Below are 23035 nucleotides of genomic sequence, written 5' to 3' on the forward strand. Positions count from 1 at the left end.
CCATTAAAGGAGCACAGCATGTTTGAAATTGAAAATTTGCAGGTGAGTTATGGCCAAAGTCAGGTGATTCATGGCCTGAACTTTAAAGCCAACAAAAACGAAACCCTGGCGATTATGGGCCGTAACGGCATGGGTAAAACCACCTTGTTTAAATCGCTGATGGGCATCTTGCCGAGCAAAGCGACCAAGGCAACGGTGGATGGTGTGGATTTGCAGGGTGCTGCCACGCATGACCGTGTCATGAAAGGCCTGGCCTATGTGCCACAAGGGCGCTGGATTTTCCCGAATATGACGGTGCAGGAAAATATTGAGACTGGTTTGGAAAAATCTTCAAGCGGTGAAATCCCGGATGATATTTTTGCCCTGTTCCCGGTGTTGCATGAAATGCGTAAACGCAAGGGCGGCAACCTGTCCGGTGGTCAGCAACAGCAACTGGCGATTGCACGTGCCTTGGTGACCAATCCAAAAGTGCTGTTGCTGGATGAACCGACCGAGGGCATACAACCATCTATCATTAAAGACATTGCCAAGGTCCTCAATGAAATCCGCAAGATGCGTGAAATTACCATCATTGTCTCTGAACAGGTGTTGAGCTTCACCATGGAAGTGGCGGACCGCATTATCGTCATTGATAAGGGCCGCTTTATTCATGAGGATACGCGCGACAATGTCGATGCTGCAAAAGTGAAAAGCTATTTATCTGTTTAGATGATTTTTTTTAGCCACAGAGGACACAGAGTCCACAGAGAAAAACGAATTTGTAGTTCCTCTGTGCTCTCTGTGTCCTCTGTGGCTGATAGAAAAAATGAATAATCAGGATTTGTCTGTGGCATGATGCTGTGATGGATGATTTGAAGCATACGGTAACATCTCCAGCGCAAACCAACGCAACAAAAAACTGGCAAGCCAGGCTGGAGCTTGGCTTTGCCAAGCGTGATGCCCGCTCTTACCTGGCGCATCGCTTACATCATGGGCCATTGGTGGTGCAAAAATCTTTGCATCCGGAGGGCGATGAGGTTTGTCATGCCGTGATCGTGCACCCGCCGGGAGGCGTGGCAGGCGGTGATGCGTTGCATTTGCAAGTGCAGGTGGGCGCAGGCGCCAAGGCCTTGCTAACCACGCCTGGTGCTGGCAAGTGGTACAAGGCAAACGGCACGATGGCCACACAACGGCTCACGTTTCAACTTGCGGCTGGGAGTGGCCTAGAGTGGTTTCCGCAGGAGAATATCTTGTTTGATGCCGCCGAAGTGGGCTTTGCTGCCGATATCGCGCTGGCCACAGGGGCGACATTAGCGACCTGGGATATTGTCTGCCTTGGTCGGCAGGCGCAGCAGGAAGTCTGGCAACAGGGCTTATACCAGTTGAACCAGCGTATTACGCGTGACGGCAGATTGATTTGGAACGAGCGGGCAAGCATGCATGCGCAGGATGTGGTCAAAACCAGCCGTGTGGGGTTAAATGCTGCGGCCGTATTCGGCGCCTTTTTGGTCTGCGCGGGTGCAGTGCCTGCTGAGGTGTTGCAAGCTTGCCGCGAGATTGCCGTGCCTGAGGCCAAGGTCGGTATCACGGCATTGCCAGAGGTGTTATGCATCCGCTATGTCGGCAATGCTTCACAACAAGCCAGGCAGTATTTTGAGCAATGCTGGCAGATTCTGCGGCCATGGTATTATCAAAAAGGCGCCGTCAGGCCGCGTATCTGGAATACTTAAAACAATCATTCTTAAAAAGACTCAGCGATGGAACTCACCCCTAGAGAGAAAGACAAGTTACTGATATTCACGGCTGCCTTGCTGGCCGAGCGACGTAAGGCACGTGGGCTCAAACTCAATTATCCCGAAGCCATTGCTTTTATCACGGCAGCGATTATGGAAGGCGCGCGCGACGGCAATACCGTGGCTGAACTGATGAGTTTCGGCACCACCTTGCTTACCCGTGATGACGTGATGGAAGGCGTGCCGGAAATGATCCCGGATATCCAGGTGGAAGCGACCTTCCCAGATGGCACTAAGCTGGTGACAGTGCACCACCCGATTCCCTAGCTTAAAAACCTATTTAGCCGCCGATACACGCCGATTTGAAGGTGATCAAAGATAATTCTCAGGTTTTATCGGCGTTTATCCGCGTTCATCGGCGGCAGAAAAAAGATTTAAATAAAGTTGAAAAAACGAATGCCCGTCACTACGGAAACAAGGAAAACGATATGATTCCCGGCGAAATGCAGGTCGCAGCAGGCGACATCGAACTCAACACAGGTCGTGCAACGGTGACGCTGGATGTGGCCAACAAGGGTGACCGGCCGATACAGGTCGGTTCGCATTATCACTTTTATGAAACCAACGATGCGTTGGCGTTTGATCGGGCGCTGGCGTATGGCTGCCGCTTGAATATCGCCGCGGGTACGGCGGTGCGCTTTGAGCCGGGCCAAACGCGCACAGTGCAATTGGTGCAACTGGCCGGGGATCGAAACGTGTATGGCTTTGCCGCACGTGTGATGGGAGCCCTCAAGTAGGGGAACAAGCAATGACAGTGAAGATGGATAAACGTGCCTATGCCGAAATGTTCGGGCCGACGGTGGGCGATAAAGTCAGGTTAGCGGATACTGAGCTCTGGGTAGAGGTGGAAAAAGACTTCACGATTTATGGTGAAGAGGTCAAATTTGGCGGCGGCAAGGTCATTCGTGATGGCATGGGTCAAGGCCAGGGCTTGGCGGCAGAAGTCGCTGATACCGTCATTACCAATGCCTTGATTATCGATCACTGGGGCATCGTCAAAGCCGATATTGGTATCAAAGGCGGCTATATTTCCGCCATTGGTAAAGCCGGTAACCCGGATATCCAGCCGGGCGTGACCATTGCCATCGGCGCAGGCACCGAGGTGATTGCCGGTGAAGGCATGATTATCACCGCCGGTGGTATTGATACGCATATCCACTTTATTTGCCCGCAGCAGATTGAAGAGGCGCTCATGTCTGGCGTCACCACCATGATAGGTGGCGGCACCGGGCCTGCGACGGGCACGTTTGCTACGACCTGTACGCCAGGGCCGTGGCATATCCACCGCATGTTGCAATCGGCGGATGCGTTCCCCATGAACCTGGGCTTTTTAGGCAAGGGCAATGCTAGCCTGCCAGAGCCGTTGCGTGAGCAGGTCCGCGCGGGCGTCATCGGCCTCAAGCTGCACGAAGACTGGGGCACGACGCCCGCAGCGATTGATAACTGCCTGAGCGTCGCCGATGAGATGGATGTGCAAGTGGCGATTCACTCAGATACTTTGAACGAATCGGGTTTTGTAGAAACCACCATAGGCGCGTTTAAAGGCCGCACGATTCATACCTTCCATACCGAAGGCGCGGGCGGTGGTCATGCGCCGGATATTATCAAGGCGGCCAGTCATCCGAATGTGTTGCCGTCGTCGACCAACCCGACGCGGCCATTCACTGTGAATACTATCGACGAGCATCTGGATATGCTGATGGTCTGCCATCACCTGGACCCGGCGATTGCCGAGGATATTGCGTTTGCCGAAAGCCGCATCCGTCGTGAAACCATTGCCGCCGAAGATATTTTCCATGACCTCGGTGCGTTCTCCATGATGTCGTCCGACTCACAAGCCATGGGTCGCGTGGGCGAGGTGATTATTCGCACTTGGCAAACGGCGCACAAAATGAAGATACAGCGCGGGCCATTGGCAGAAGACGCGCCTGGCAACGATAACTTCCGTATCAAGCGCTATATCGCCAAATACACCATCAACCCGGCTATTACGCACGGTGTTTCACACGTGGTGGGCTCGGTTGAGGTCGGCAAACTGGCGGACCTGGTGGTGTGGAAACCCGCCTTCTTTGGCGTGAAGCCATTTACCATTATCAAGGGCGGCATGATTGCCGCAGCAGCCATGGGCGACCCTAATGCGTCTATCCCGACCCCGCAGCCAGTGCATTACCGTCCGATGTTTGGCGCCTATGGTGGCGGTTTGAAAACCGCGGTGACCTTTATTTCGCAAGCCGGGCTGGATAATCCTGAGGTGCACGCACTAGGTCTGCAAAAGCCACTGGTCGCGGTCAAAGGTACGCGCGATGTGAAAAAATCGGACATGGTGCATAACACCTGGATGCCCAAGATTGAGGTCGACCCGGAAACCTATGAAGTGTTGGCTGACGGTATGCCTTTAGTCTGTGAACCCGCCGAAGTGTTGCCGATGGCGCAACGCTACTTTTTGTTTTAACGATTGATTGACCGCCGATAAACGCAGATGCACGCCGATAGAGCGATTCAGGTGAAATATGTATTTGTTTTATCCGCGTTCATCGGCGTGCATCGGCGGCCAAATAAAAAAAGATTTTTAACATGATTCATTTAACCGAACGCATCGCGCTTAGCGGCCAGATTGATGACACCCTGGAGCTGCCTTTTGACCAGCGCCAGAAAAGCCGTTTGCGCGTGAAACTGGCCTCCGGTCGTGAAGGGGCCTTGTTTTTAACGCGTGGCATCATTTTGCGCGGTGGCGATTTACTCCGGTCTGAGGATGGCCTGGTGATCCAGATCGTGGCCGCGCAAGAGCCTGTATATAACGTGATTGCGCCGACCCCGCGCGAACTCATGTGTGCGGCCTATCATTTAGGCAACCGTCATGTGCCGTTGCAAATTGGCGATGGCTGGCTGCGGCTGGAGCAGGATTATGTGTTGAGAGACATGCTATTGGGCTTGGGCATGCAAGTGAGTGAAGTGGATGCGCCGTTTGAGCCGGAAGCTGGCGCTTATGGCGGCGGACACCGGCATGGGGATGAGGCAGCGCATTCACTGAAACCAAGAGGGCACGGACATGGCTGATGCACTGGCACTGAGCCGCTTATTGCAACTGGCCAGCCCGTTATTGCCGGTGGGGGCATACTGCTACTCGCAAGGCTTGGAGTGGGCGATAGAGTCTGGTGAGGTTAAAGACGTGGCGACTGCACAAGCCTGGATAGGCGACAGTTTGCAGGTTTACCATGCGCGCTTTGAGTTGCCGGTGTTAACCCGTTTGTATCACGCCTGGCAGGCGGGTGATCTGGCTGCTGTGCAAGAATGGGATAGCTTCTACCAGGCCGGACGCGACACCGCCGAAGGCTGGGCCGAGACGCGGCAGATGGGGTATTCTTTGCGGCGCTTGTTGAATGACTTGAAGCCGATGTCCGCCGAACTGGTCGCCCAGGTGAACACACTGGAGACGCCCGCTTTTCCAACATTGTATGCGGCCATCGCCCAGCACTGGCAGATTGCGCCTGAGCAAATGCTGCATGGTTATGCCTGGGGCTGGCTCGAAAATCAGGCCAGCGCGGCCATGAAGGCCGTGCCGTTGGGACAGGTGGCCGGGCAGACCATTCTGCTCGCACTCGGCGCACAGCTTCCCGCCGTGATTCAGACGGCCATGGCACTGCCAGACGCCGAAATGAGCAACTTTAATCCATTGCTAAGCATCGCCGGATGCCAGCACGAAACTCAATACAGCAGGTTATTCAGATCATGAAAATACACACCCAATTTACATCGCCCACGCCGGATGTCACCCAGTACAAAGAGCCTTTGCGCGTTGGCATTGGTGGCCCGGTTGGCTCTGGTAAAACCGCACTCACCCTGGCGCTTTGCCAGCGCCTGCGTGAGGTCTATAACATTGCTGTCGTGACTAACGATATTTACACCAAGGAAGATGCCGAGTTTTTAACCCGCAATGAAGCCCTGGTGCCTGAACGCATTATCGGCGTGGAAACGGGGGGCTGTCCGCATACCGCCATTCGTGAAGATGCGTCCATGAACCTGGAAGCGGTAGACCAATTAAGCAAACGTTTTCAAACACTGGATATCGTGTTTGTGGAAAGTGGGGGCGATAACCTGGCCGCGACCTTCAGCCCGGAGTTATCAGACCTGACCATCTATGTGATTGACGTGGCGGCAGGGGAGAAAATCCCACGTAAAGGTGGCCCGGGCATTACCAAGTCAGATCTATTGGTGATTAATAAAATCGATCTGGCGCCTATGGTCGGTGCCTCGTTAGAGGTGATGGATCAGGATGCCAAACGCATGCGCGGCGAAAAGCCATTTGTGTTCAGCAACCTCAAAAGCGGCCAGGGGCTGGAAGACATCGTCAAGTTTATTGAGAAGCAAGGCCTGATGCTTTGAACATTGCCAATGTTGGCCCTTAAATCAAGTTAGAAAATTTGGTGGGTGAAGCGCTTCACTCATCTTGAATGCAATTCGTTTGGAGAAGATTCAATGAAAAAAAGTATTTTTTTAGGTGTCACAGTGAGCCTGATGTCTGGCATGGCATGGGCGCATCCTGGGCATGGGCTTAGTCATGGATTTGCAGCAGGCTTGTTGCATCCACTCACAGGCTGGGATCACCTACTGGTGATGTTGTCGTTAGGCGTGTGGGCTGCGCGTCGCCCGCAAGGGCAGGGCTGGCAGTTGCCGGTGCTGTTTGTGGTCGGGATGGCGGCAGCTGCGCTCACGGCGATGACCTGGTTATCTGTCTCACTGGCTGAGTTGCTGGTGGCGGCGAGTGTATTGGTGATGGGTGGTTTGTTGCTGGCAGAGGTGGCGGTGTCGCGCAGTGTGCAATTTGCCGGTGTGGCCGTGATTGCGGCTGCCCATGGGTATTTACATGGCGTGGAGTTGGGTGGTCACTGGACTGCGTTAGCCGGGATGATGGTCGCGACTGCATTGTTGCATGGTGTCGGCTGGCTGTTGGGGCGTCAGACCCAGCCTTGGGCCAAGTCTGCTTCTAAGTTGCTGGGTGGCTTGATGTTGGTGTTTGGTGCCTGCTTGTTCTGGGCATAGTTGATTCCGCGGCCATGACAGGCCGTGGCAAAGGTAAAAAGCGGATAAGTTTGTTATCCGCTTTTTTTATTTGTGGCATGCTTTTAAATCACTACGTCAATTAACGTAGTGATTGATTTCATCTGACGCTCTAGCATAGATTGGGGCGCGTATTTTTTCCTATGACGGTCCCGTCTTTTTAAGGATTGTTGATTGTTACACCCTTCCGAAGTTTCAACCGCCACGCATGCTGAGCCGATACAGCGTATCGTTAAGATTCGTCGCGACTATAACAATTGGGTCGCCAACGAAACCATAGAGGATTACGCGCTACGTTATACACCGCGCGCGTTCCGCAAATGGTCGATTCTGCGTGTCTCGAATACGGCGCTGGGGGCGATTTCGTTTTTGGTGCTGGAAGCAATTGGCGGCACCATTACCATTAATTATGGTTTTCCCAACGCCTTGTGGGCGATCTTGGCGGTCGGCCTGATTATCTTTTTGACCGGCTTGCCGATTAGCTACTATGCCGCCAAATATGGCCTGGACATGGACTTGCTGACGCGTGGCGCGGGCTTTGGTTATATCGGTTCGACCATTTCTTCGTTTATTTATGCCTCGTTCACCTTTATTCTGTTTTCGCTGGAAGCGGCGATTATGGGTTATGCGCTCGAGCTATATTTTCATCTACCGTTATATATTGGTTACCTGGTCAGTGCGCTGATTGTCATACCGCTGGTGACGCATGGCGTGACCTTGATTAGCCGCATTCAGATGATCACGCAGCCGATCTGGATCGCGCTGATGTTTCTGCCATTTTTTGCCATTATCCAGATGGACCCGGATGTGCTGCATCGCTTGAGCACGTTTGCCGGTGTGTCTACCGATGGCGGCCATTTTAACTGGGTCATGTTTGGCACGGCGACGGCTGTCGGCGTGGCATTGATTCCGCAGATCGGCGAGCAGGTCGATTTTTTACGCTTTATGCCCATGCGCACCAAAGAGAATTACTGGCGCTGGAACCTGGGCGTGCTGATGGCCGGGCCGGGCTGGGTGATTCTGGGGATGCTCAAGATGCTGGCAGGCGCGTTGCTGGCTTACCTGGTATTTAACCGCGATATGCCATTGAGCTCGGCGGTGAACCCTACCCATATGTACTGGATCGGCTTTGAACACGTATTCAGCAACCACCAGGTGGCATTGGCGGTGACGGCGCTGTTTGTCTGTGTGTCGCAAATCAAGGTCAATATGACCAATGCCTATGCCGGTTCGCTGGCCTGGTCCAACTTTTTTGCCCGCCTCACGCATAGCCATCCCGGGCGCATTGTCTGGGTGGCGTTCAACGTCATGATCGCCATTGTGCTGATGGAGCTGAATGTGTTCCAGGCGCTGGAAGAAATATTAGGGCTTTATGCCAATATTGCGATTGCCTGGATTGCTGCCGTGGTGGCCGACCTGGTGATCAATAAGCCGCTGGGTTTGAGCCCTAAAGGCATTGAGTTCAGGCGCGCTTATTTGTACGACATCAACCCGGTGGGCGTAGGCGCCATGTTTATTGCCTCGGCGATTTCAATCGCGGCCTATACCGGCATTATGGGGGTGCTGGCACAGTCGTTCTCTACCTTTATTTCGCTGTTTACTGCCTTGCTCATGTCGCCGCTGATTGCCTGGTATACCAAAGGGAAATATTACCTGGCCAGACAGCGTCCTACCTATTTGCAGCCTTCTACCACCAAGCAATGCGTGATTTGCGAGCGTGAGTATGAGGTGAACGACATGGCGCATTGCCCGGCTTATGGCGGCGCGATTTGCTCACTGTGTTGTTGCCTGGATGCACGTTGCCACGATGCCTGCAAACCGCAAGCACGGCTCAGTGCGCAGTGGGAGGCGCTCAATAAAAAATTTTTGCCACAGCGCTTGTGGCCGCATCTCAATGGTGGGGTCGCGCACTTTTTACTGCTGATGGTGATCGCCATGATTTTGTTTGGCGCGACTATTGGGTTGATTTATCTGCATGATGCGCTGACCATCGGCCGTGAATATCCCGAGCTCATGCGGCACTTTGGCTCTGGCTATTTAAAGGTGTTTGTCGCTTTGCTGTTTTTGGGCGGGATTGTCGCCTGGTGGCTGGTGCTGACCTCCGCTAGTCGACGCGTAGCGCAAGAAGAGTCTAACCGGCAAACTGGCTTGTTGCTGGAAGAAATCGAATCACACAAAAAAACCGATACGCAGTTGCAAAAAGCGCGCCGCCTGGCCGAAGAAGCCAACCAGGCCAAAAGCCGTTACATTACTGGTATCAGCCACGAGTTACGCACACCGCTCAATAGTATCCTCGGCTATGCGCAATTACTCACCAATGACGATAGCATCCCCGAGCACCGCAAACAGGCGATTAAAACCATCAGCCGCGGCGGCGAGCACTTGTTATCCCTGATTGAAAGCACGCTGGATATTGCGCGTATCGAAAGCGGCAAGATGACCTTTGACGTCAAGCCGCTGCATTTCCCCGAGTTCATTAGCCAGATGGTCAGCATGTTTGAAATCCAGGCGCAAAACAAAGGCCTGGCGTTTTATTTTGAGCAGTCCGGCAATTTGCCGGAATATGTGCGTGCCGACCACAAGCGCCTGATGCAGATTCTGGTCAATATTTTAGGCAATGCGGTCAAGTTCACCACCAAAGGCAGCGTGACTTTCCGGGTCAGCTATGCGCGGGAAATCGCGCAAATTGATATTGCAGATACCGGCCCCGGCATTGCGCCCAACGAGGTCGAAAAGATCTTTGAGCCGTTTGAGCGTGGCAGTGCGGCAGATGTTGTCGGGATTGGCGGCACTGGTTTAGGCTTAACTATCAGTAAGTTGCTGACACAACTCATGGGCGGCGAAATGCAGTTCGACAGTGTGTTAGGGCAAGGCACGCGGTTTGAGATTCGCCTGTTTTTACCGCAGATTCGTGAAACAGCGCATTTGTCGAAAAAAGCGGTGCGCCAGCGCATTGGTTACGAAGGGCCCATCAAGACGGTATTGGTGGTGGATAATGAGGAGGCCGACCGCGAATTATTGCGCGATGCCTTGCAGCCGCTGGGCTTTATTGTGCATGAGGCAGGTAACGGCCAGGCCTGCGTCAATCAATACCAGATGGTGCATGCCGATTTGATTTTGATGGATCTGGCGATGCCGGTGATGGACGGCTGGGAAGCGGCTTATATCATCCGTCAGGTGCATCAATCCAAGTTGCCAATAGCGATTATTTCAGCCAACGCGTATGACCGTAGTCTGGATAATCAGGCCAAGATTCCGGCACAGGATTTCTTTGTCAAACCCGTGAATCTCGACGAAGTACTGGACTGGATAGGCAATCAACTTGGCCTGACCTGGCGCTACGCCGATCATGGTGAAACACAGTTTGCACAAGCTTTGGCACCGCCGGTGGCTGCGCCTGATGTGGAGCCTATCCCGGCGACCTTGCTTGAAAACCTGGCCCAGTTTGCACGCATGGGCTACGTGAAAGGCGTGCGCGAGGTACTGGCGACGCTGAATAGAGATCATGCACAACATCAAATATTCATTAACGCGTTGCAACAGGCCATGGAACGCTTTGATTTTGCTAAACTGCAACGCTTGATTGAGGAGTACACCGAATGACCAGCCATAGCCATACCGTGTTAATTGTGGATGATGTGCCAGAAAACCTGGCCTATCTGCATGATGCACTGGATGAGTCCGGCTACCAGGTCTATGTCGCCAACTCTGGCGAGATGGCATTACAGGTCGCGCACCTGATGCAGCCGCATGTGATTCTCATGGACGCCATGATGCCCGGCCTCGATGGCTTTGCCACCTGCAGGCGCATCAAGGCCGCGGCAGAAACCCAGCATATCCCGGTGATTTTTATGACTGGCCTGACCGAAATTGAGCATGTCACCATGGCGTTTGATGCCGGTGGTGTTGATTATGTGACCAAGCCAGTGCGCCCGGCAGAAGTGCTGGCACGCCTCAAAGCCCATGTGCAGAATGCCACCAAAATGCATCAGGCCACCTCAGCGCTGGATGCGTTTGGCCAGGCCACGATTGCGATTTTGCCTACCGATAAACGCCTGGTATGGCAAACGCCGCTGGCCAAGCAATACCTGGAGCAGTATTTTGCCGAGTGGGCGGCCAAAGAAGCTTATAGCGCCGTGCAAACCTTACCGCCCATGATTTACCAGTGGCTGGAAAGCTCTATACAACAATTCTCCAGCGGACAGTCCATGCAAACGCTCAGCGTCAATCAGGGTAATGCGCGCCTGAGCCTGACGGTGGCCAATACCAGCGAGGAGCAGTGGGTGGTGGTATTGCGCGAGCATTCGGACGAAGCTCAGATTGAATCCTTAGGCAAATTATTCCAGCTGACCAAGCGCGAGTCAGAAGTATTGTATTGGACGGTCAAAGGCAAAACCAACAAGGATGTGGGTGAAATTCTGGGCACCAGTCCGCGTACGATTAACAAACACCTGGAGCATGTGTTCCAGAAGCTGGGTGTAGAAACCAGGACGGCTGCGGCGTCACTGGTGGCTTCAAAAATCAAGTTTTAGCGACTGACTCAGGCCCGAGCCCGAGTCAGTCTTTGGCATTTAGAAGTGGTAAACCACACCTACTGTGGTGACATTGGAATCAAAAGATTTGCTGCCACCGCCATTGACGTCGACTTCGGCCCGATAGTGATCCCAGCCCACGCGCATCGAAATCGCTTTGTCAAAATGGTACTCCGCACCCAGGCCATAGGTGGCACCCATGTGCGTCGCATCGTCATAAGCACCGATGCCTGACACTTTGCTGCTGGTGGCGGCAACCCCTAATTTTCCATACACATCAAAAGCATCGTTGAGTGGCAAAATGCCGACGGCAGTCAGGCTGAGCGCATCTGCCTTGACGCTGCCATGCACATTGTCGGTGACTTTGCCGATGCCGGTATATTGGCCCTCGACGGCAAAGTATGGGTTAAATTTGTAGCCAGCCAGTATACCGGCCACGGCCTGGCTGTCTTTGTCGACCCCGTTAGGGGTTTTCAAGTTGGGCATGCCTAGGCCCAGATTTGCGCCGGCATAAAAGCCTTCCGCACGCGCGCCTTCCGCACGCGCGCCTTCTGCACTGGCACACAGGGGTGCCACGAATGTCAGGCTACTGATCAACCATAAAATAGCGTGTTTACGCATGTTGCTTTCTCCAATCAATGATTGATCATTCTTATTTAAGTTTGCTTTGCGCCAGTTTCAGGCCTTCTTCAATATCCTGTTTGCGGCCAGCATCTGCATCTTCACGCCCAGGGCGCGCCGGTGCCTGCAAGGCTTTCTGGTAATAGGTTACGGCCTGGCCGTAATCCCCCTGTGCGCGCAGATAATCGGCATAAAAGTAATTGCTGTCTATGCCGGTCGGGTTGAGTTGCAGGGCTTTTTCGAGGTATTCACGGCCTTTTTTCTTGTCGCCAAAGCCAATCGGCCAGCCGGGTACGCGGAAATATAACGAACCTAGCGTGGTGTAGGCGGAACCATTCAGTGCCTGCGGATTGCTTTTGATGCTGGCTTGTAATAGATCGCGGGCCTGCTCGGCGGCTTTTAAGGCATTGACCGGGTGTAGCGGCCCCATGCTTTTTGCATAACCGCTCAATACAATCGCTTCCCAGATTTGGGCCTCATTCGCCTCCGGATTTTTTGCCGTCAGTTGATGCGCTTGTTCAGACAGGTTTTTAAAAGCGGTTTCTTGCTGATCTTTGCTGGTTTGGTACGTGGCTTTTGCCCAGGCGTGTTGCAGGCTGGCCAGTTCGTTGTCCAGGGCTTCATCGGCAAAAGCGGCGCGCGTCAACAAGGCCAGGCAGGTGTATATGATTAAACGTTTCACAATGGCTCCCAGTTCAAATAAGTTCTTTTTTGCAATAAGAGTGCCAGTCTGCATGGTGTGTGGGGGATGGGATATTGTTTAAAGAAATCATGGGCTTGCGATTGATTTTTTGCGGCAGTGGAAGGTGCTGGGGCTGGGAGTCGAGGTGAACCCTGCTTTTTTTGCACAGTCTCAGCAGGTGACTCTGCAAAAAATGCATGCTATGGTCAGCGTGATGTCAGATCACAACTATTCCTTAACAACCGTGAATCATCATGCACGCTAATACACAGGTTCTTTCTTTTGAAGCGCTGTCGCAGCGCTATGGTGACCGTTATAAATGGATGGTGCTGATTATTATCGGCGTCGGTACCATCGCAGGGGTGTTGTGTACCTCCAGCTTTAATGTGGCGGTGCCCGCGCTGACGCATACCTTCCACCTGGGGCAAGACCATGTGCAGTGGGCGATGACGGCATTTTTAGCGGCGATGACCATCGGCATGTTGCCCGCTGCGTGGTGGCTGGAGCGTTTCGGTTTGCGCCGCGTATTTATCACCACCCTGTGTTTGCTGATTGCCGCCAGTGTGGCAGGTTTTTATGCCCACACCTTTGTGCAGGTGGTGATTGCGCGCTTGCTGCAAGGCCTGGCGGCGGGGGTGTTACAGCCGCTGGGGGTGATGGCGCTGATGCGGTTATTTCCGCCTAATATTCAGGGCCGTGCCTCGGGCATTTTAATCGTGGGCATTGCGTTTACGCCCGCGATTGCACCGTCTATCAGTGGCTGGATCCTCGACCAGTTTGGCTGGCACGCCATTTTTCTGCTCGGCGTGCCGTTTGCGTTCATTGCATTATTGTGTGCCTGGCGCTGGCTACCCGCACCGCGTAAAAACCCTATCAAGCCCTTTGACTGGCCCGGCCTGGGTTGGCTGTCGGCCGCCACCATCGGCCTGGTCGAGTTTGTCTCCAGCTTGCACCACAGCGGCCTAGCCTCAGCCTGGACCTGGGGGCAGGCGACGCTGACGGTGGTGTCCATGATCTGTTACCTGCGCCATGCGCACCAGTTGCCGCACGCCATTATCCAGTTGCATTTGTTTAACCGGCCGACGTTTAGCCGCGGCACCTTGGTGGCATTTGCTTATGGCTTTGGTTTGTATGCGTCGACTTATCTGATTCCGGTGTTTTTGCAAAACGCCATGGCTTATTCAGCCACAGATGCGGGTTTGTTATTGCTGCCTTCCGGGTTGGCCCTGGTGCTGACGATTCCGTTTGCCGGGCGTATGGCAGACCGTTTCTCGCCTAAGCGCATCACGCTGGCTGGTCTAATGGTGTTCGGTGCTTCGTTCCTGGTATTTGCGATGGCGGCCAGGCAGGTACAGTACTGGGATATTGTGTCAGCCACGGTGGTTGGCCGGATTGGTTTGGGTCTCATTTTACCCGCACTCAATCTGGCGACCTTGCATGAAATGGAGCCGCACCAGTTAGGCCAGTCTTCAGTGGTGGTCAGTTATGCCAGGCAGTTAGGTGGCGTGGTCGGCGTGACCATGATGGCGGTGTTTATGGAGTGGCGCGAACGTGTGTGTGGCATAGTGACGCCAGGGATTTTTGAAGCCTATGCACAAGGCTTTTTGCTGTTATCGGCAGTGTTTGCGCTGGCAATGATTGCCGCGCTAGGCATGAAGGACGCGAAACGAGAATAGTGAAAAAATGGCTGTGATTTTGCAATCACAGCCAGTCCTGAAGCGCTTACTTCTCTACGAACGCTTTTTCAATCACGTAGTCACCGAGTTCACCAATGCGTGGTGACACCTTGAAGCCACGTTTATCCAGCATGGCAGCAGTATCCACCAACATCGCCGGGCTACCGCAAATCATGGCGCGGTCTGTTTCTGGGTTCAATGGTGGCAAGCCAATATCTTCGAACAGTTTGCCGCTTTCCACCAGGTCAGTCAGGCGGCCCTGGTTTCTGAACGGCTCGCGTGTCACTGTTGGGTAGTAAATCAACTTGTTACGCACTTCTTCACCAAAGAATTCGTTATTCGGTAAATCTTTGGTGATGAACTCTTCGTAGGCCAGCTCGTTGACGTAACGCACGCCGTGAATCAGGATGACTTTCTCAAAGCGGTCATACACTTCGATGTCCTGGATCAGGCTCATAAATGGCGCCAGACCAGTGCCGGTAGAGAAGAAGTACAGGTTTTTACCTGGTTTCAAATCGTGTGTGACCAACGTGCCGGTCGGCTTGCGGCTTACCAATAATGGGTCGCCCACTTTCAAGTGTTGCAGGCGTGAAGTCAGCGGGCCGTTAGGCACTTTAATACTGAAAAACTCCAGATGCTCTTCATAGTTTGGGCTGGCGATACTGTAAGCGCGGGTCAAAGGCAGACCGTCAACTTCCATCCCAATCATCACAAACTGGCCATTTTCAAAACGCAGACCTGGGTCGCGAGTGGCCTTAAAGCTGAATAAGGTGTCGTTCCAGTGATGAACGCTCAAAATCGTTTCGGTGGAATATTTTTTATTACTCATGTCTTATCTTTTACTCGCGACTAGGCAAAGGGGTTGAATTTAAAGGGTTTATTCTAACAGGCTATTATAGCGCAGCGGTCAGTTGCGGCACGACTTCAAACAAGTCAGCCACTAATCCGTAATCTGCAATCTTGAAAATCTGCGCTTCCGGGTCCTGGTTAATTGCCACCACGACCTTGCTATCTTTCATGCCGTAAGCATGTTGGATAGCGCCGGAAATACCGACAGCGATATATAACTCAGGCGCAACCACCACGCCAGTCTGGCCGACTTGCAGGTCGTTAGGCGCATAGCCTGCGTCCACCGCGGCACGGCTGGCGCCGATGGCGGCATGCAGTTTGTCTGCTAATGGCGCGATCACTTGGGCAAATGCATCAGCACTGCCCAGCGCACGGCCACCGGAAACCACCACTTTAGCGGCAGTCAGTGCTGGGCGCTCGGATTTGTTAAACGCCTCGGCTACCCAGCGACTGCCTTCTGGAGCTGCTGGCGCAGTGATGGTTTTCACTTCGGCAGTCGCACCCGCCGCAGCAGCGGCAAACTTGCTGCCGCGCACGGTCAATACTTGAATGGCATCGCTGCTCTGCACGGTGGCTAGTACGTTACCTGCGTAAATGCCACGCACATAAGTGTTGGCATTCACAATTTCCAGCACATCTGACAGCATGTTGACGTCCAGCAAGGCGGCTACACGTGGCAACACGTTTTTGCTGAAAGCGCTGTGCGCTGCCAGCACCACGGTGTAGTTGGCGGCCAGTGGCACAATAATGTCTGCCAGGTGTTCTGCGGTAGGGTGCTGCAATGCTGCGTCGCTGGCAACCAATACGCTGCTCACGCCTTGCAAGGCAGCGGCTTGTGCAGCCAAGGCATCTGGCTGTGCGGCGGCAATCAGCACGTCAACCGGTTGTTGCCATTGTTGGGCAGCAGTCACGGCACGCGCGACTTGTTCATTCAAGTGTTGGCCGTCGTGTTCGGCAATAATCAGTGTTCTCATCCGATGATCCCTTCGTGCGTACGCAATTTGCTCAATAACTCATTCACATCCTTCACCATGATGCCGGCAGGGCGGGCAGGTGGGGTGGCGACTTTGAGTTGTTGCACGTTGTGCGTGACGGAAACATTCAGTGTCTCCAATGGCACATTTTCCAGTGGTTTTTTTCTGGCCATCATCAGGTTAGGCAATTTGACGTAACGTGGCTCGTTCAGGCGCAGGTCAGCGGTAATCACGGCTGGCAGGCTGACGGCCAGGGTTTGTGTACCGCCATCAATTTCGCGGACGACGGTGGCCTGGTTGCCTTCAATCGTGATTTGCGAAGCGTAGGTTGCCTGAGGCAGCTTCAGTAGCGCTGCCAGCATTTGGCCGGTTTGGCCTGCATCATCGTCAATCGCCTGTTTGCCCAGCAAGATCAACTGTGGTTGCTCGCGCTCGACCACGGCTTTCAATACTTTGGCCACGCCCAGTGAGTGCAAGGTGTCCTGTGTTTCGACCAGCATGGCACGGTCAGCGCCCATGGCCAGGGCGTGACGCAGAATGTCCTGGTTAGCGGCGCCGCCAATCGTCACGGCAACAATTTCAGTGACAATGCCTTTTTCCTTGAGGCGGATAGCTTCTTCAATCGCATTTTCGTCAAATGGATTCACGCCCATTTTCACGCCATCAATATCCACGTCTGAACCGTCCGCTTTGACGCGGACTTGGATGTTATAATCAACGACCCGTTTGATCGCTACCAGTGCTTTCATAAAACGTTTGCCTTTGTTGGGGTTTTACTCGTAACCGAGCATTTTAAGCTAGCTTGTAATATTTATTAAATTGATTATTATAATATTATATATCTATTTTGTAGATTGATTTTGACGCGGCGCAAATGTCGCGCAATCCCTTACCCTGCAATGAAGTACACACTCAGACAGTTGGAGATTTTTGTCGCGATCAGTCGCGCTGGCAGTGTGTCGCGCGCCTGTGACCAACTCGCCTTGTCGCAATCCGCCGCCAGCACTGCGCTGATTGAGCTGGAAAAGCAGTTTGATATCCAGTTGTTTGACCGCGTCGGTAAGTCTTTGCGCATCAATGAAAGTGGTCAGCAACTGTTGCCCAAGGCGGTAGAGCTGCTGGATAGGGCGCGTGAAATCGAGCGCATGTTGCAGGGCCAGCAGGGCTATGGCAACCTTAAAATCGGTGCGACATTAACGGTTGGTAATTACTTGGTGACCTTGCTGGTGGCCAAATTTTTGCAGCAATATCCACAAAGTCATATCCAGTTGCAGGTGCAGAATACGCGTACCATCGTCGAACAGATTGCGAATCACACGCTGGATTTGGGTATGATAGAGGGCGAATGCAATCATCCGGAGATCGCCGTTGCGCCCTGGATTGCCGACGAACTGGTGATTTTTGCGGCACCCACGCATCCCTTGGCACAACTGGCGCAAACCGGTAAAACCATCCATAAGTCAGATTTATTGCTGCAACCGTGGATCGTGCGTGAAAAAGGCTCTGGCACGCGCGAAACCTTTGACCGCGCCTTCAAGCAGGATTATTCGCGTCTTAATATTACGCTGGAGCTGGAACATACTGAAGCAATCAAGCGCGCAGTAGAGTCCGGCCTTGGCATCGGCTGCATCTCACGGCTGGCCCTCAAGGACGCGTTCAGGCGCGGTAGCCTAGTGCCGATTGAGAACCACAGCTTGCAGTTTCACCGCAATTTTTATTTTTTATGGCACAGGCAAAAATACCAGACCGGTGGCATTCGACAGTTCCTGGCGTTTTGCCAGGCGTTTACCCAAGGGGCAACGCGTAGCGACCTGATCGATATTCCGGCGATTGCCTGACGGAGGAGGAAGTATGGACAGAGATGTCATGGAATATGATGTGTTGGTGGTTGGGGCAGGCCCGGCGGGCTTGTCGGCCGCCATCCGTCTCAAGCAATTGGCACAGGCACAAGGCCAGGAGCTGGGCGTATGTGTGCTGGAAAAAGGCGCTGAAGTCGGCAGCCATATTTTCTCAGGCGCCGTGCTGGATCCGAAAGCCCTGCAGGAGCTGTTTCCTGACTGGCAAGCTAAGGGCGCGCCGCTCAAAACAGCCGTGAATAAAGATACCTTTGTCGTGCTGGGCGAGGAAAAGTCGTGGAGCATGCCTGACTGGGCATTACCACCGTTGATGCGCAACCATGGTAATTACATTATCAGCCTGGGTGATGTGTGCCGCTGGCTGGCGGAGCAGGCCGAGCAACTAGGTGTGGAGATTTATACCGGATTTTCTGCACAAGCACCTAGCTACGACGAACAGGGCCGCATGGTCGGCGTCATTACTGGCGATATGGGCCTGGATAAGCAGGGCAACCCGACTGCCAATTACACGCCTGGCATCGAAATCCGCGCCAAATACACCCTGGTGGCCGAAGGGACGCGTGGATCGCTGACTAAACAACTCGAGGCCCGTTATGGTTTGCGTGCGGCTTCCAGCCCGGCCAAATATGGCATTGGCTTCAAGGAAGTATGGCGTGTGAAGCCTGAGTTGCACCAGAAAGGCTTGATTGAGCACACATTAGGCTGGCCGCTAGAGGCGAATACCGGCGGTGGCGGCTTTATTTACCATCATGGTGAGAATTTGGTCTCTGTCGGTTATGTGGTGCACCTGGATTACAGCAATCCATACCTGTCACCGTTCGATGTGTTCCAAACCTATAAAACGCATCCAAAGCTGAAAGCATTGCTACAAGGCGGCGAACGCCTGAGCTACGGCGCGCGCGCGATTTCCGAGGGCGGCATACAGTCCTTGCCGGAGATGGCGTTCCCTGGAGGCGCGTTGCTCGGTTGCAGCGCAGGCCTGGTCAATGTGCCCAAAATCAAGGGCACGCATTACGCCATGAAGTCCGGCATGCTGGCGGCGGAAGCAGTATTTGAAGCGATGCAGCAAGGTAGCCCGGAAGTGTTGACCAGCTATCCGCAAAAACTGCGTGATTCCTGGGTATGGCAGGAGTTGTCTGCGGTGCGCAACGTCAAACCTTATTTGTCGCGCTGGGGCACCTGGGTGGGCACCGTGCTTGGCGGTGCAGAAATGTGGCTATCCAGTTGGGGCTTCACCTTGCCCTGGACACTCAAACATACATCCGCAGATCATGCTACGCTGGCTGATGCGGCAAACAGCCGCCAGCCAACTTATGCCAAGCCCGACGGTGTGCTGACATTCGATAAACTGAGTTCTGTGAGTTTGTGCAATATTGCGCATGATGATCACCAGCCTTGCCATTTGAAACTGGGTGTGGCGGATATGCCGGTGCGCGTCAACCTGCCACGTTATGCGGGGCCGGAGCAACGTTATTGCCCGGCAGGGGTGTATGAGTTTGTCGAGCAGGCCGGTGAAAAAGCCTTGCAGATTAATGCGCAAAACTGCATTCATTGCAAAACCTGCGATATTAAAGACCCGACGCAAAATATTAACTGGGTGCCACCCGAAGGTGGAAGCGGACCGAATTACGTTTCTCAGTGATAGGGGTATTTGATATTCTTTTTCGCCTGTTGGCGAGTCACTTTCTGGTGCTTGTCCCCCAGAAAGTAACCAAAGAGGACGACACCCAGCCATCACGGCCTTACGGCTCCCTTGCGTTGCTCAACCTAGGACTTTCGTCCGTTAACGGACTTCACGTGGGCGTCCATCGAAACTCGCCCTAGCGGCTTGCACACTACGCAAGCCACCGCGGAACTCGAACAGACGATGGCCGACTACTCCCACTTCGTCTCCGCTACTCAGCGTGATGGAATGGGATTATTCTCGCCAAACTAACCTCGTCGCAGTTTGGGCGGTTCAAAAACCAGATTTTTTTCTTATTCAATTCGCGAGTGGTCGCAGTCGCATGGTGTTCGGGGTCCCCATCTGACGCGCCGAGTAGCGCAGGCAAAATAAGGAAGAAGGGAGCGACTGTCCGAATCCCGCAGTAGCTCACGCTTTGTGTGAGCTACCAGGTTGAGTTTCGTGACCGCTTATTTTGACGAGCAACGCAGGGAACAAGCGGAAGCTGGGGTGTCTTGTTCTTTGCCTTCTTTCTTATGGACAAGCATAAGAAAGAATGGTCGCCGAAAGGCGAAAAGAAATGCTACTTACATAGTATTGGAATCGAATGAGATTGCTATCGTTTCTGCGTCAACGCAATAAAGGCAGCAATCCACCCTATGGTGGTCGTAACAACCAGCATCAGCCCGCCGACATTAAATAGGTGAAAGACCAGTTGGAAGTTACTTTGGTAGTTATTGGCCAGCAACTGCACCGGCTGTTTTAAATTCCACACAATGGCAAACAGCAATGCCACCGCGATCAGGCCGCCGCCGAGGCCGTAAGCGCCACCCATATATAAAAACGGACGGCGGATAAAACTATGCGTGGCGCCAATCAGGCGGCTGACTTCAATTTCTGCTTCGTGCGTCAGCACCTGCATGCGCACGGTGTTGCTGATGACGGTGATCATGGCAATGCCCAACAGGCTGGCAAAAATAATGGCGATGCGTTTACCCAACACCAGCATGGAGTGCAGGCGTTCAATCCACACGCTATCAATCACCAGTTCTTCAACTTCGCCACGCTTTTGCAGTAAGTCCTGCACCGGTTTGACGGAGGCTGGCTGCGTGTCTGTGAGGGTGATGAACAGAGCGTCTGGCAGCGGGTTTTGTGGCAAGTCTACCAGCAGGTCTTTTTGCACAAATTGTGCGCCCAGTTGCTTGATGGCTTCTTCTTTAGGCACATAGCGCACTTCTTTGACTTGCGGCAACGCTTCTACATCATTGATCAGGCGCTGAATCAGGTTGGCATTCACTGACGGTTTGAGGAAGGCACTGATTTGCGCATCCTGTTTGATCGAGCGTGACATGTCCTGCAAGTTATCCAGTGCGACAAACAGCAAGCCAGGGAGCGTGACTGTAATGCCAATGACCATACAGATCGTCACGGTGTTCAGCCAGTGCGATTTCAAGCGTTGTAACACCAGGTCTATGGCCAGTGCGTGTTGATTGAGCCAGTTTTTCATACCGCGATTCTCCTCATACTGGCTGTCATAGCATGGCCGCCTGTGCAGGCATGGCGCTGATGGTTTGCTGGTCGATATGCAGGGTGCGGTAAGCAATGGTGCTCACCTGGGCGACATCATGCATGGCAATGACCACCGTGACGCCGACATCGTTAAAGGCTTTGAGTAGTTGCATGATTTCCAGTGAAGCAGCCTGGTCCAGGCCACCGGTTGGTTCGTCGGCAATGACAATCGACGGGCGGCTGACCACGGCACGCGCAATGGCCAGACGTTGTTGTTCGCCGCCAGAGAGTGTGATCGGCATGGCTTTTTCTTTGTTGAGCAGGCCGACTTTATCTAACGCTGCACGCACGCGACGTGCGGCCTCTTCGCCGGTGATCCCCTGTATGCTCAGGGGCAAAGCGACATTGTCAAAACTATTGCGGTCATACAGCAATTTGTGGTCCTGGAACACCAGGCCAAAGCGGCGGCGCAGATAGGGCACGGCATTAGGATGCAACTTGCTAATGTCCTGCTCGTTAATGAGGATATGGCCGCTGGATGGTAACTCTATGCCCGCCATGAGTTTGAGCAGGGTGCTTTTGCCTACGCCAGAGTGGCCGGTGACCAGCACAAAGTCGCCTTTGTCGATGTGAAAGCTGACTTGGCGAAACAAGTGTGCGCTGTTGGGATAGCGCATGCTGACATTGTTAAAAGCGATCATGGGGCTTAGTCGTCCAGTAAAGCATCTACAAAATCATGGGCGTTAAACGGGCGCAAATCGTCTATGCTTTCGCCCACGCCCACAAAGCGTACAGGCGTCTTGCCGGTCGACTGCTGGCTGAGGTGGGCAATCGCCGCAATGACGCCGCCTTTGGCGGTGCCGTCGAGTTTGGTCAAGGCCAGGCCGGTGACCCCCAGCGCATCATGGAACGCTTTGAGTTGATTGACGGCGTTCTGGCCGGTGTTCGCGTCCAGCACCAGTAAGATTTCGTGCGGTGCGCCAGGCAGGGCTTTATCAATCACACGTTGCACTTTCTTGATTTCGTCCATCAGGTGCAGTTGTGTCGGCAGGCGGCCTGCCGTGTCGGCAATCACGACGTCGATCTTTTTGGCGATGGCAGAGTTGACGGCGTCGTAAATCACGGCTGCCGGGTCGCCGCTTTCGGAGGCGACGACATGCACATCGTTGCGCTCGCCCCATACCTGTAATTGCTCACGCGCAGCGGCACGGAAAGTATCTCCTGCCGCAATTAACACGCTATGGCCTTGCGCTTGCAGGTATTTGGCCAGTTTGCCGATGGTGGTGGTTTTGCCCGCGCCATTCACTCCGACCATCATCATGACATAAGGCCGGTGGGTGCTGATATCCAGTGGCGATTGCAAGGGTGCCAGCAACTCCAGCAGGGTGTCTTTCAATGCCTGTTTCAGTGCGATGGTGTCTTGCAGGTCTTGTTTTTTAACGCGGCTACGAAGCTGCTCCAGCAGGTATTGCGTGGCATTGACGCCGACATCCGAAGTCAGCAGGATGGTTTCCAGCTCTTCGTAAATAGCTTCGTCAATCTTGCCGCCGCCAAACAGGGCGCTGAGTTGCCCGCCCAACTGCTGGCGGGTTTTGGACAAGCCGTTTTTTAAACGCTGCGTCCAGCTTAAGACTGGGGCTTCGGTTTCAGGCGTGGTGACGGGCTCGGTTTTTTTAGCAAAAGGATTAAACATGGCGGCTGAAAACTCGGTAATATCGTCATTTTAAGCTGAATCGACGTTTCCTGCCATGGTTAGGCGCAGGCCGCAGGCTGTTTCTGTGTCGCCCGAACTAACGCAACTGCGGGCAGGTCTCAAGCAAGACTTGGTTGCATCCTAATTACG

The 23035-nt window shown here is 53.6% G+C and carries 22 protein-coding genes; 14 read left to right on the forward strand and 8 right to left on the reverse strand.

Annotated features, from left to right (window positions below):
* The first annotated feature begins 18 nt into the window (after positions 1 to 18).
* The 11 genes from urtE to INP78_RS02950 all read left to right on the forward strand — a co-directional run bounded on the left by urtE (position 19) and on the right by INP78_RS02950 (position 11362).
* Positions 19 to 708, forward strand: coding sequence for an urea ABC transporter ATP-binding subunit UrtE (gene urtE / locus INP78_RS02900; RefSeq protein ID WP_019881616.1), 690 nt, complete (start codon positions 19 to 21; stop codon positions 706 to 708).
* A gap of 134 nt (positions 709 to 842) precedes the next feature.
* Positions 843 to 1709, forward strand: coding sequence for an urease accessory protein UreD (locus INP78_RS02905; protein ID WP_194740679.1), 867 nt, complete (start codon positions 843 to 845; stop codon positions 1707 to 1709).
* A gap of 27 nt (positions 1710 to 1736) precedes the next feature.
* Positions 1737 to 2039 carry an urease subunit gamma gene (locus INP78_RS02910; protein WP_194740680.1) on the forward strand — a complete coding sequence of 101 codons (303 nt, stop codon included), beginning with the start codon at positions 1737 to 1739 and terminating at the stop codon, positions 2037 to 2039.
* 161 nt (positions 2040 to 2200) lie between these two features.
* Positions 2201 to 2509 carry an urease subunit beta gene (locus INP78_RS02915; protein ID WP_194740681.1) on the forward strand — a complete coding sequence of 103 codons (309 nt, stop codon included), beginning with the start codon at positions 2201 to 2203 and terminating at the stop codon, positions 2507 to 2509.
* Between the two features lie 11 nt (positions 2510 to 2520).
* Complete coding sequence (ureC, locus tag INP78_RS02920; RefSeq protein ID WP_194740682.1) at positions 2521 to 4224, forward strand: urease subunit alpha; 1704 nt, start codon at positions 2521 to 2523, stop codon at positions 4222 to 4224.
* 122 nt (positions 4225 to 4346) lie between these two features.
* Positions 4347 to 4829 (forward strand): urease accessory protein UreE, encoded by a 483-nt coding sequence (gene ureE / locus INP78_RS02925; RefSeq protein ID WP_194740683.1) that lies wholly within the window; start codon positions 4347 to 4349, stop codon positions 4827 to 4829.
* Entirely contained in the window at positions 4822 to 5505 is a 684-nt protein-coding gene (locus INP78_RS02930) for an urease accessory protein UreF (protein WP_194740684.1), read from the forward strand. Before ureE ends, INP78_RS02930 begins: the two co-directional genes overlap by 8 nt.
* The gene (gene ureG, locus INP78_RS02935) at positions 5502 to 6155 is read left to right on the forward strand and encodes an urease accessory protein UreG (RefSeq protein WP_194740685.1); all 654 of its coding nucleotides are present in this window, start codon (positions 5502 to 5504) and stop codon (positions 6153 to 6155) included. Before INP78_RS02930 ends, ureG begins: the two co-directional genes overlap by 4 nt.
* A gap of 93 nt (positions 6156 to 6248) precedes the next feature.
* Positions 6249 to 6812, forward strand: a complete 564-nt coding sequence (locus INP78_RS02940) for a HupE/UreJ family protein (RefSeq protein WP_194740686.1) — start codon at positions 6249 to 6251, stop codon at positions 6810 to 6812.
* 192 nt (positions 6813 to 7004) lie between these two features.
* Positions 7005 to 10433: an ATP-binding protein gene (locus INP78_RS02945; RefSeq protein WP_194740687.1), complete on the forward strand. Its 3429-nt coding sequence runs from the start codon at positions 7005 to 7007 to the stop codon at positions 10431 to 10433.
* Positions 10430 to 11362, forward strand: coding sequence for a response regulator transcription factor (locus INP78_RS02950; protein WP_194740688.1), 933 nt, complete (start codon positions 10430 to 10432; stop codon positions 11360 to 11362). The genes INP78_RS02945 and INP78_RS02950 overlap by 4 nt, the downstream gene beginning before the upstream one ends.
* 39 nt (positions 11363 to 11401) lie before the next feature.
* Here the strand turns inward: INP78_RS02950 and INP78_RS02955 are convergent, their stop codons facing one another.
* A complete protein-coding gene (locus tag INP78_RS02955) occupies positions 11402 to 11983 on the reverse strand; it encodes an outer membrane protein (RefSeq protein WP_194740689.1) in 582 nt (193 codons plus the stop codon).
* A gap of 31 nt (positions 11984 to 12014) precedes the next feature.
* Entirely contained in the window at positions 12015 to 12665 is a 651-nt protein-coding gene (locus INP78_RS02960; protein WP_368667962.1) for a hypothetical protein, read from the reverse strand.
* 254 nt (positions 12666 to 12919) lie between these two features.
* On the opposite strand from INP78_RS02960, the gene INP78_RS02965 reads away from it, so the two are divergent.
* Positions 12920 to 14341 carry a DHA2 family efflux MFS transporter permease subunit gene (locus INP78_RS02965; RefSeq protein WP_194740691.1) on the forward strand — a complete coding sequence of 474 codons (1422 nt, stop codon included), beginning with the start codon at positions 12920 to 12922 and terminating at the stop codon, positions 14339 to 14341.
* A 46-nt stretch (positions 14342 to 14387) separates the two neighbouring features.
* On the opposite strand, the gene INP78_RS02970 is transcribed toward INP78_RS02965, so the two are convergent.
* The 3 genes from INP78_RS02970 to INP78_RS02980 form a co-directional block, all read right to left on the reverse strand.
* Positions 14388 to 15170 carry a ferredoxin--NADP reductase gene (locus INP78_RS02970; RefSeq protein WP_019881630.1) on the reverse strand — a complete coding sequence of 261 codons (783 nt, stop codon included), beginning with the start codon at positions 15168 to 15170 and terminating at the stop codon, positions 14388 to 14390.
* Between the two features lie 64 nt (positions 15171 to 15234).
* Positions 15235 to 16164, reverse strand: a complete 930-nt coding sequence (locus INP78_RS02975; RefSeq protein WP_194740692.1) for an FAD-binding protein — start codon at positions 16162 to 16164, stop codon at positions 15235 to 15237.
* On the reverse strand, positions 16161 to 16913 hold the full coding sequence (locus tag INP78_RS02980) for an electron transfer flavoprotein subunit beta/FixA family protein (protein ID WP_194740693.1): 753 nt from the start codon (positions 16911 to 16913) through the stop codon (positions 16161 to 16163). Before INP78_RS02980 ends, INP78_RS02975 begins: the two co-directional genes overlap by 4 nt.
* A gap of 150 nt (positions 16914 to 17063) precedes the next feature.
* Between INP78_RS02980 and INP78_RS02985 the strand changes: the two genes are divergently transcribed.
* Together INP78_RS02985 and INP78_RS02990 are read left to right on the forward strand one after the other, a co-directional pair.
* Entirely contained in the window at positions 17064 to 18002 is a 939-nt protein-coding gene (locus INP78_RS02985; RefSeq protein ID WP_194740694.1) for a LysR family transcriptional regulator, read from the forward strand.
* 13 nt (positions 18003 to 18015) lie between these two features.
* Positions 18016 to 19662, forward strand: a complete 1647-nt coding sequence (locus INP78_RS02990) for an electron transfer flavoprotein-ubiquinone oxidoreductase (RefSeq protein ID WP_194740695.1) — start codon at positions 18016 to 18018, stop codon at positions 19660 to 19662.
* Positions 19663 to 20299: 637 nt separating this feature from the next.
* Here INP78_RS02990 and ftsX read toward each other — a convergent pair.
* Genes ftsX through ftsY form a run of 3 tightly spaced genes read right to left on the reverse strand, consistent with a single transcriptional unit; the run spans position 20300 to position 22885 of the window.
* Positions 20300 to 21190, reverse strand: coding sequence for a permease-like cell division protein FtsX (ftsX, locus tag INP78_RS02995; protein WP_194740696.1), 891 nt, complete (start codon positions 21188 to 21190; stop codon positions 20300 to 20302).
* A gap of 25 nt (positions 21191 to 21215) precedes the next feature.
* The gene (ftsE, locus tag INP78_RS03000; protein ID WP_194740697.1) at positions 21216 to 21893 is read right to left on the reverse strand and encodes a cell division ATP-binding protein FtsE; all 678 of its coding nucleotides are present in this window, start codon (positions 21891 to 21893) and stop codon (positions 21216 to 21218) included.
* A 5-nt stretch (positions 21894 to 21898) separates the two neighbouring features.
* The gene (ftsY, locus tag INP78_RS03005; protein ID WP_194740698.1) at positions 21899 to 22885 is read right to left on the reverse strand and encodes a signal recognition particle-docking protein FtsY; all 987 of its coding nucleotides are present in this window, start codon (positions 22883 to 22885) and stop codon (positions 21899 to 21901) included.
* Between the last annotated feature and the right edge of the window lie 150 nt (positions 22886 to 23035).

It is taken from the genome of Methylophilus sp. 14 (assembly GCF_015354345.1).
In the GTDB taxonomy this organism is placed as follows: Bacteria; Pseudomonadota; Gammaproteobacteria; order Burkholderiales; family Methylophilaceae; genus Methylophilus.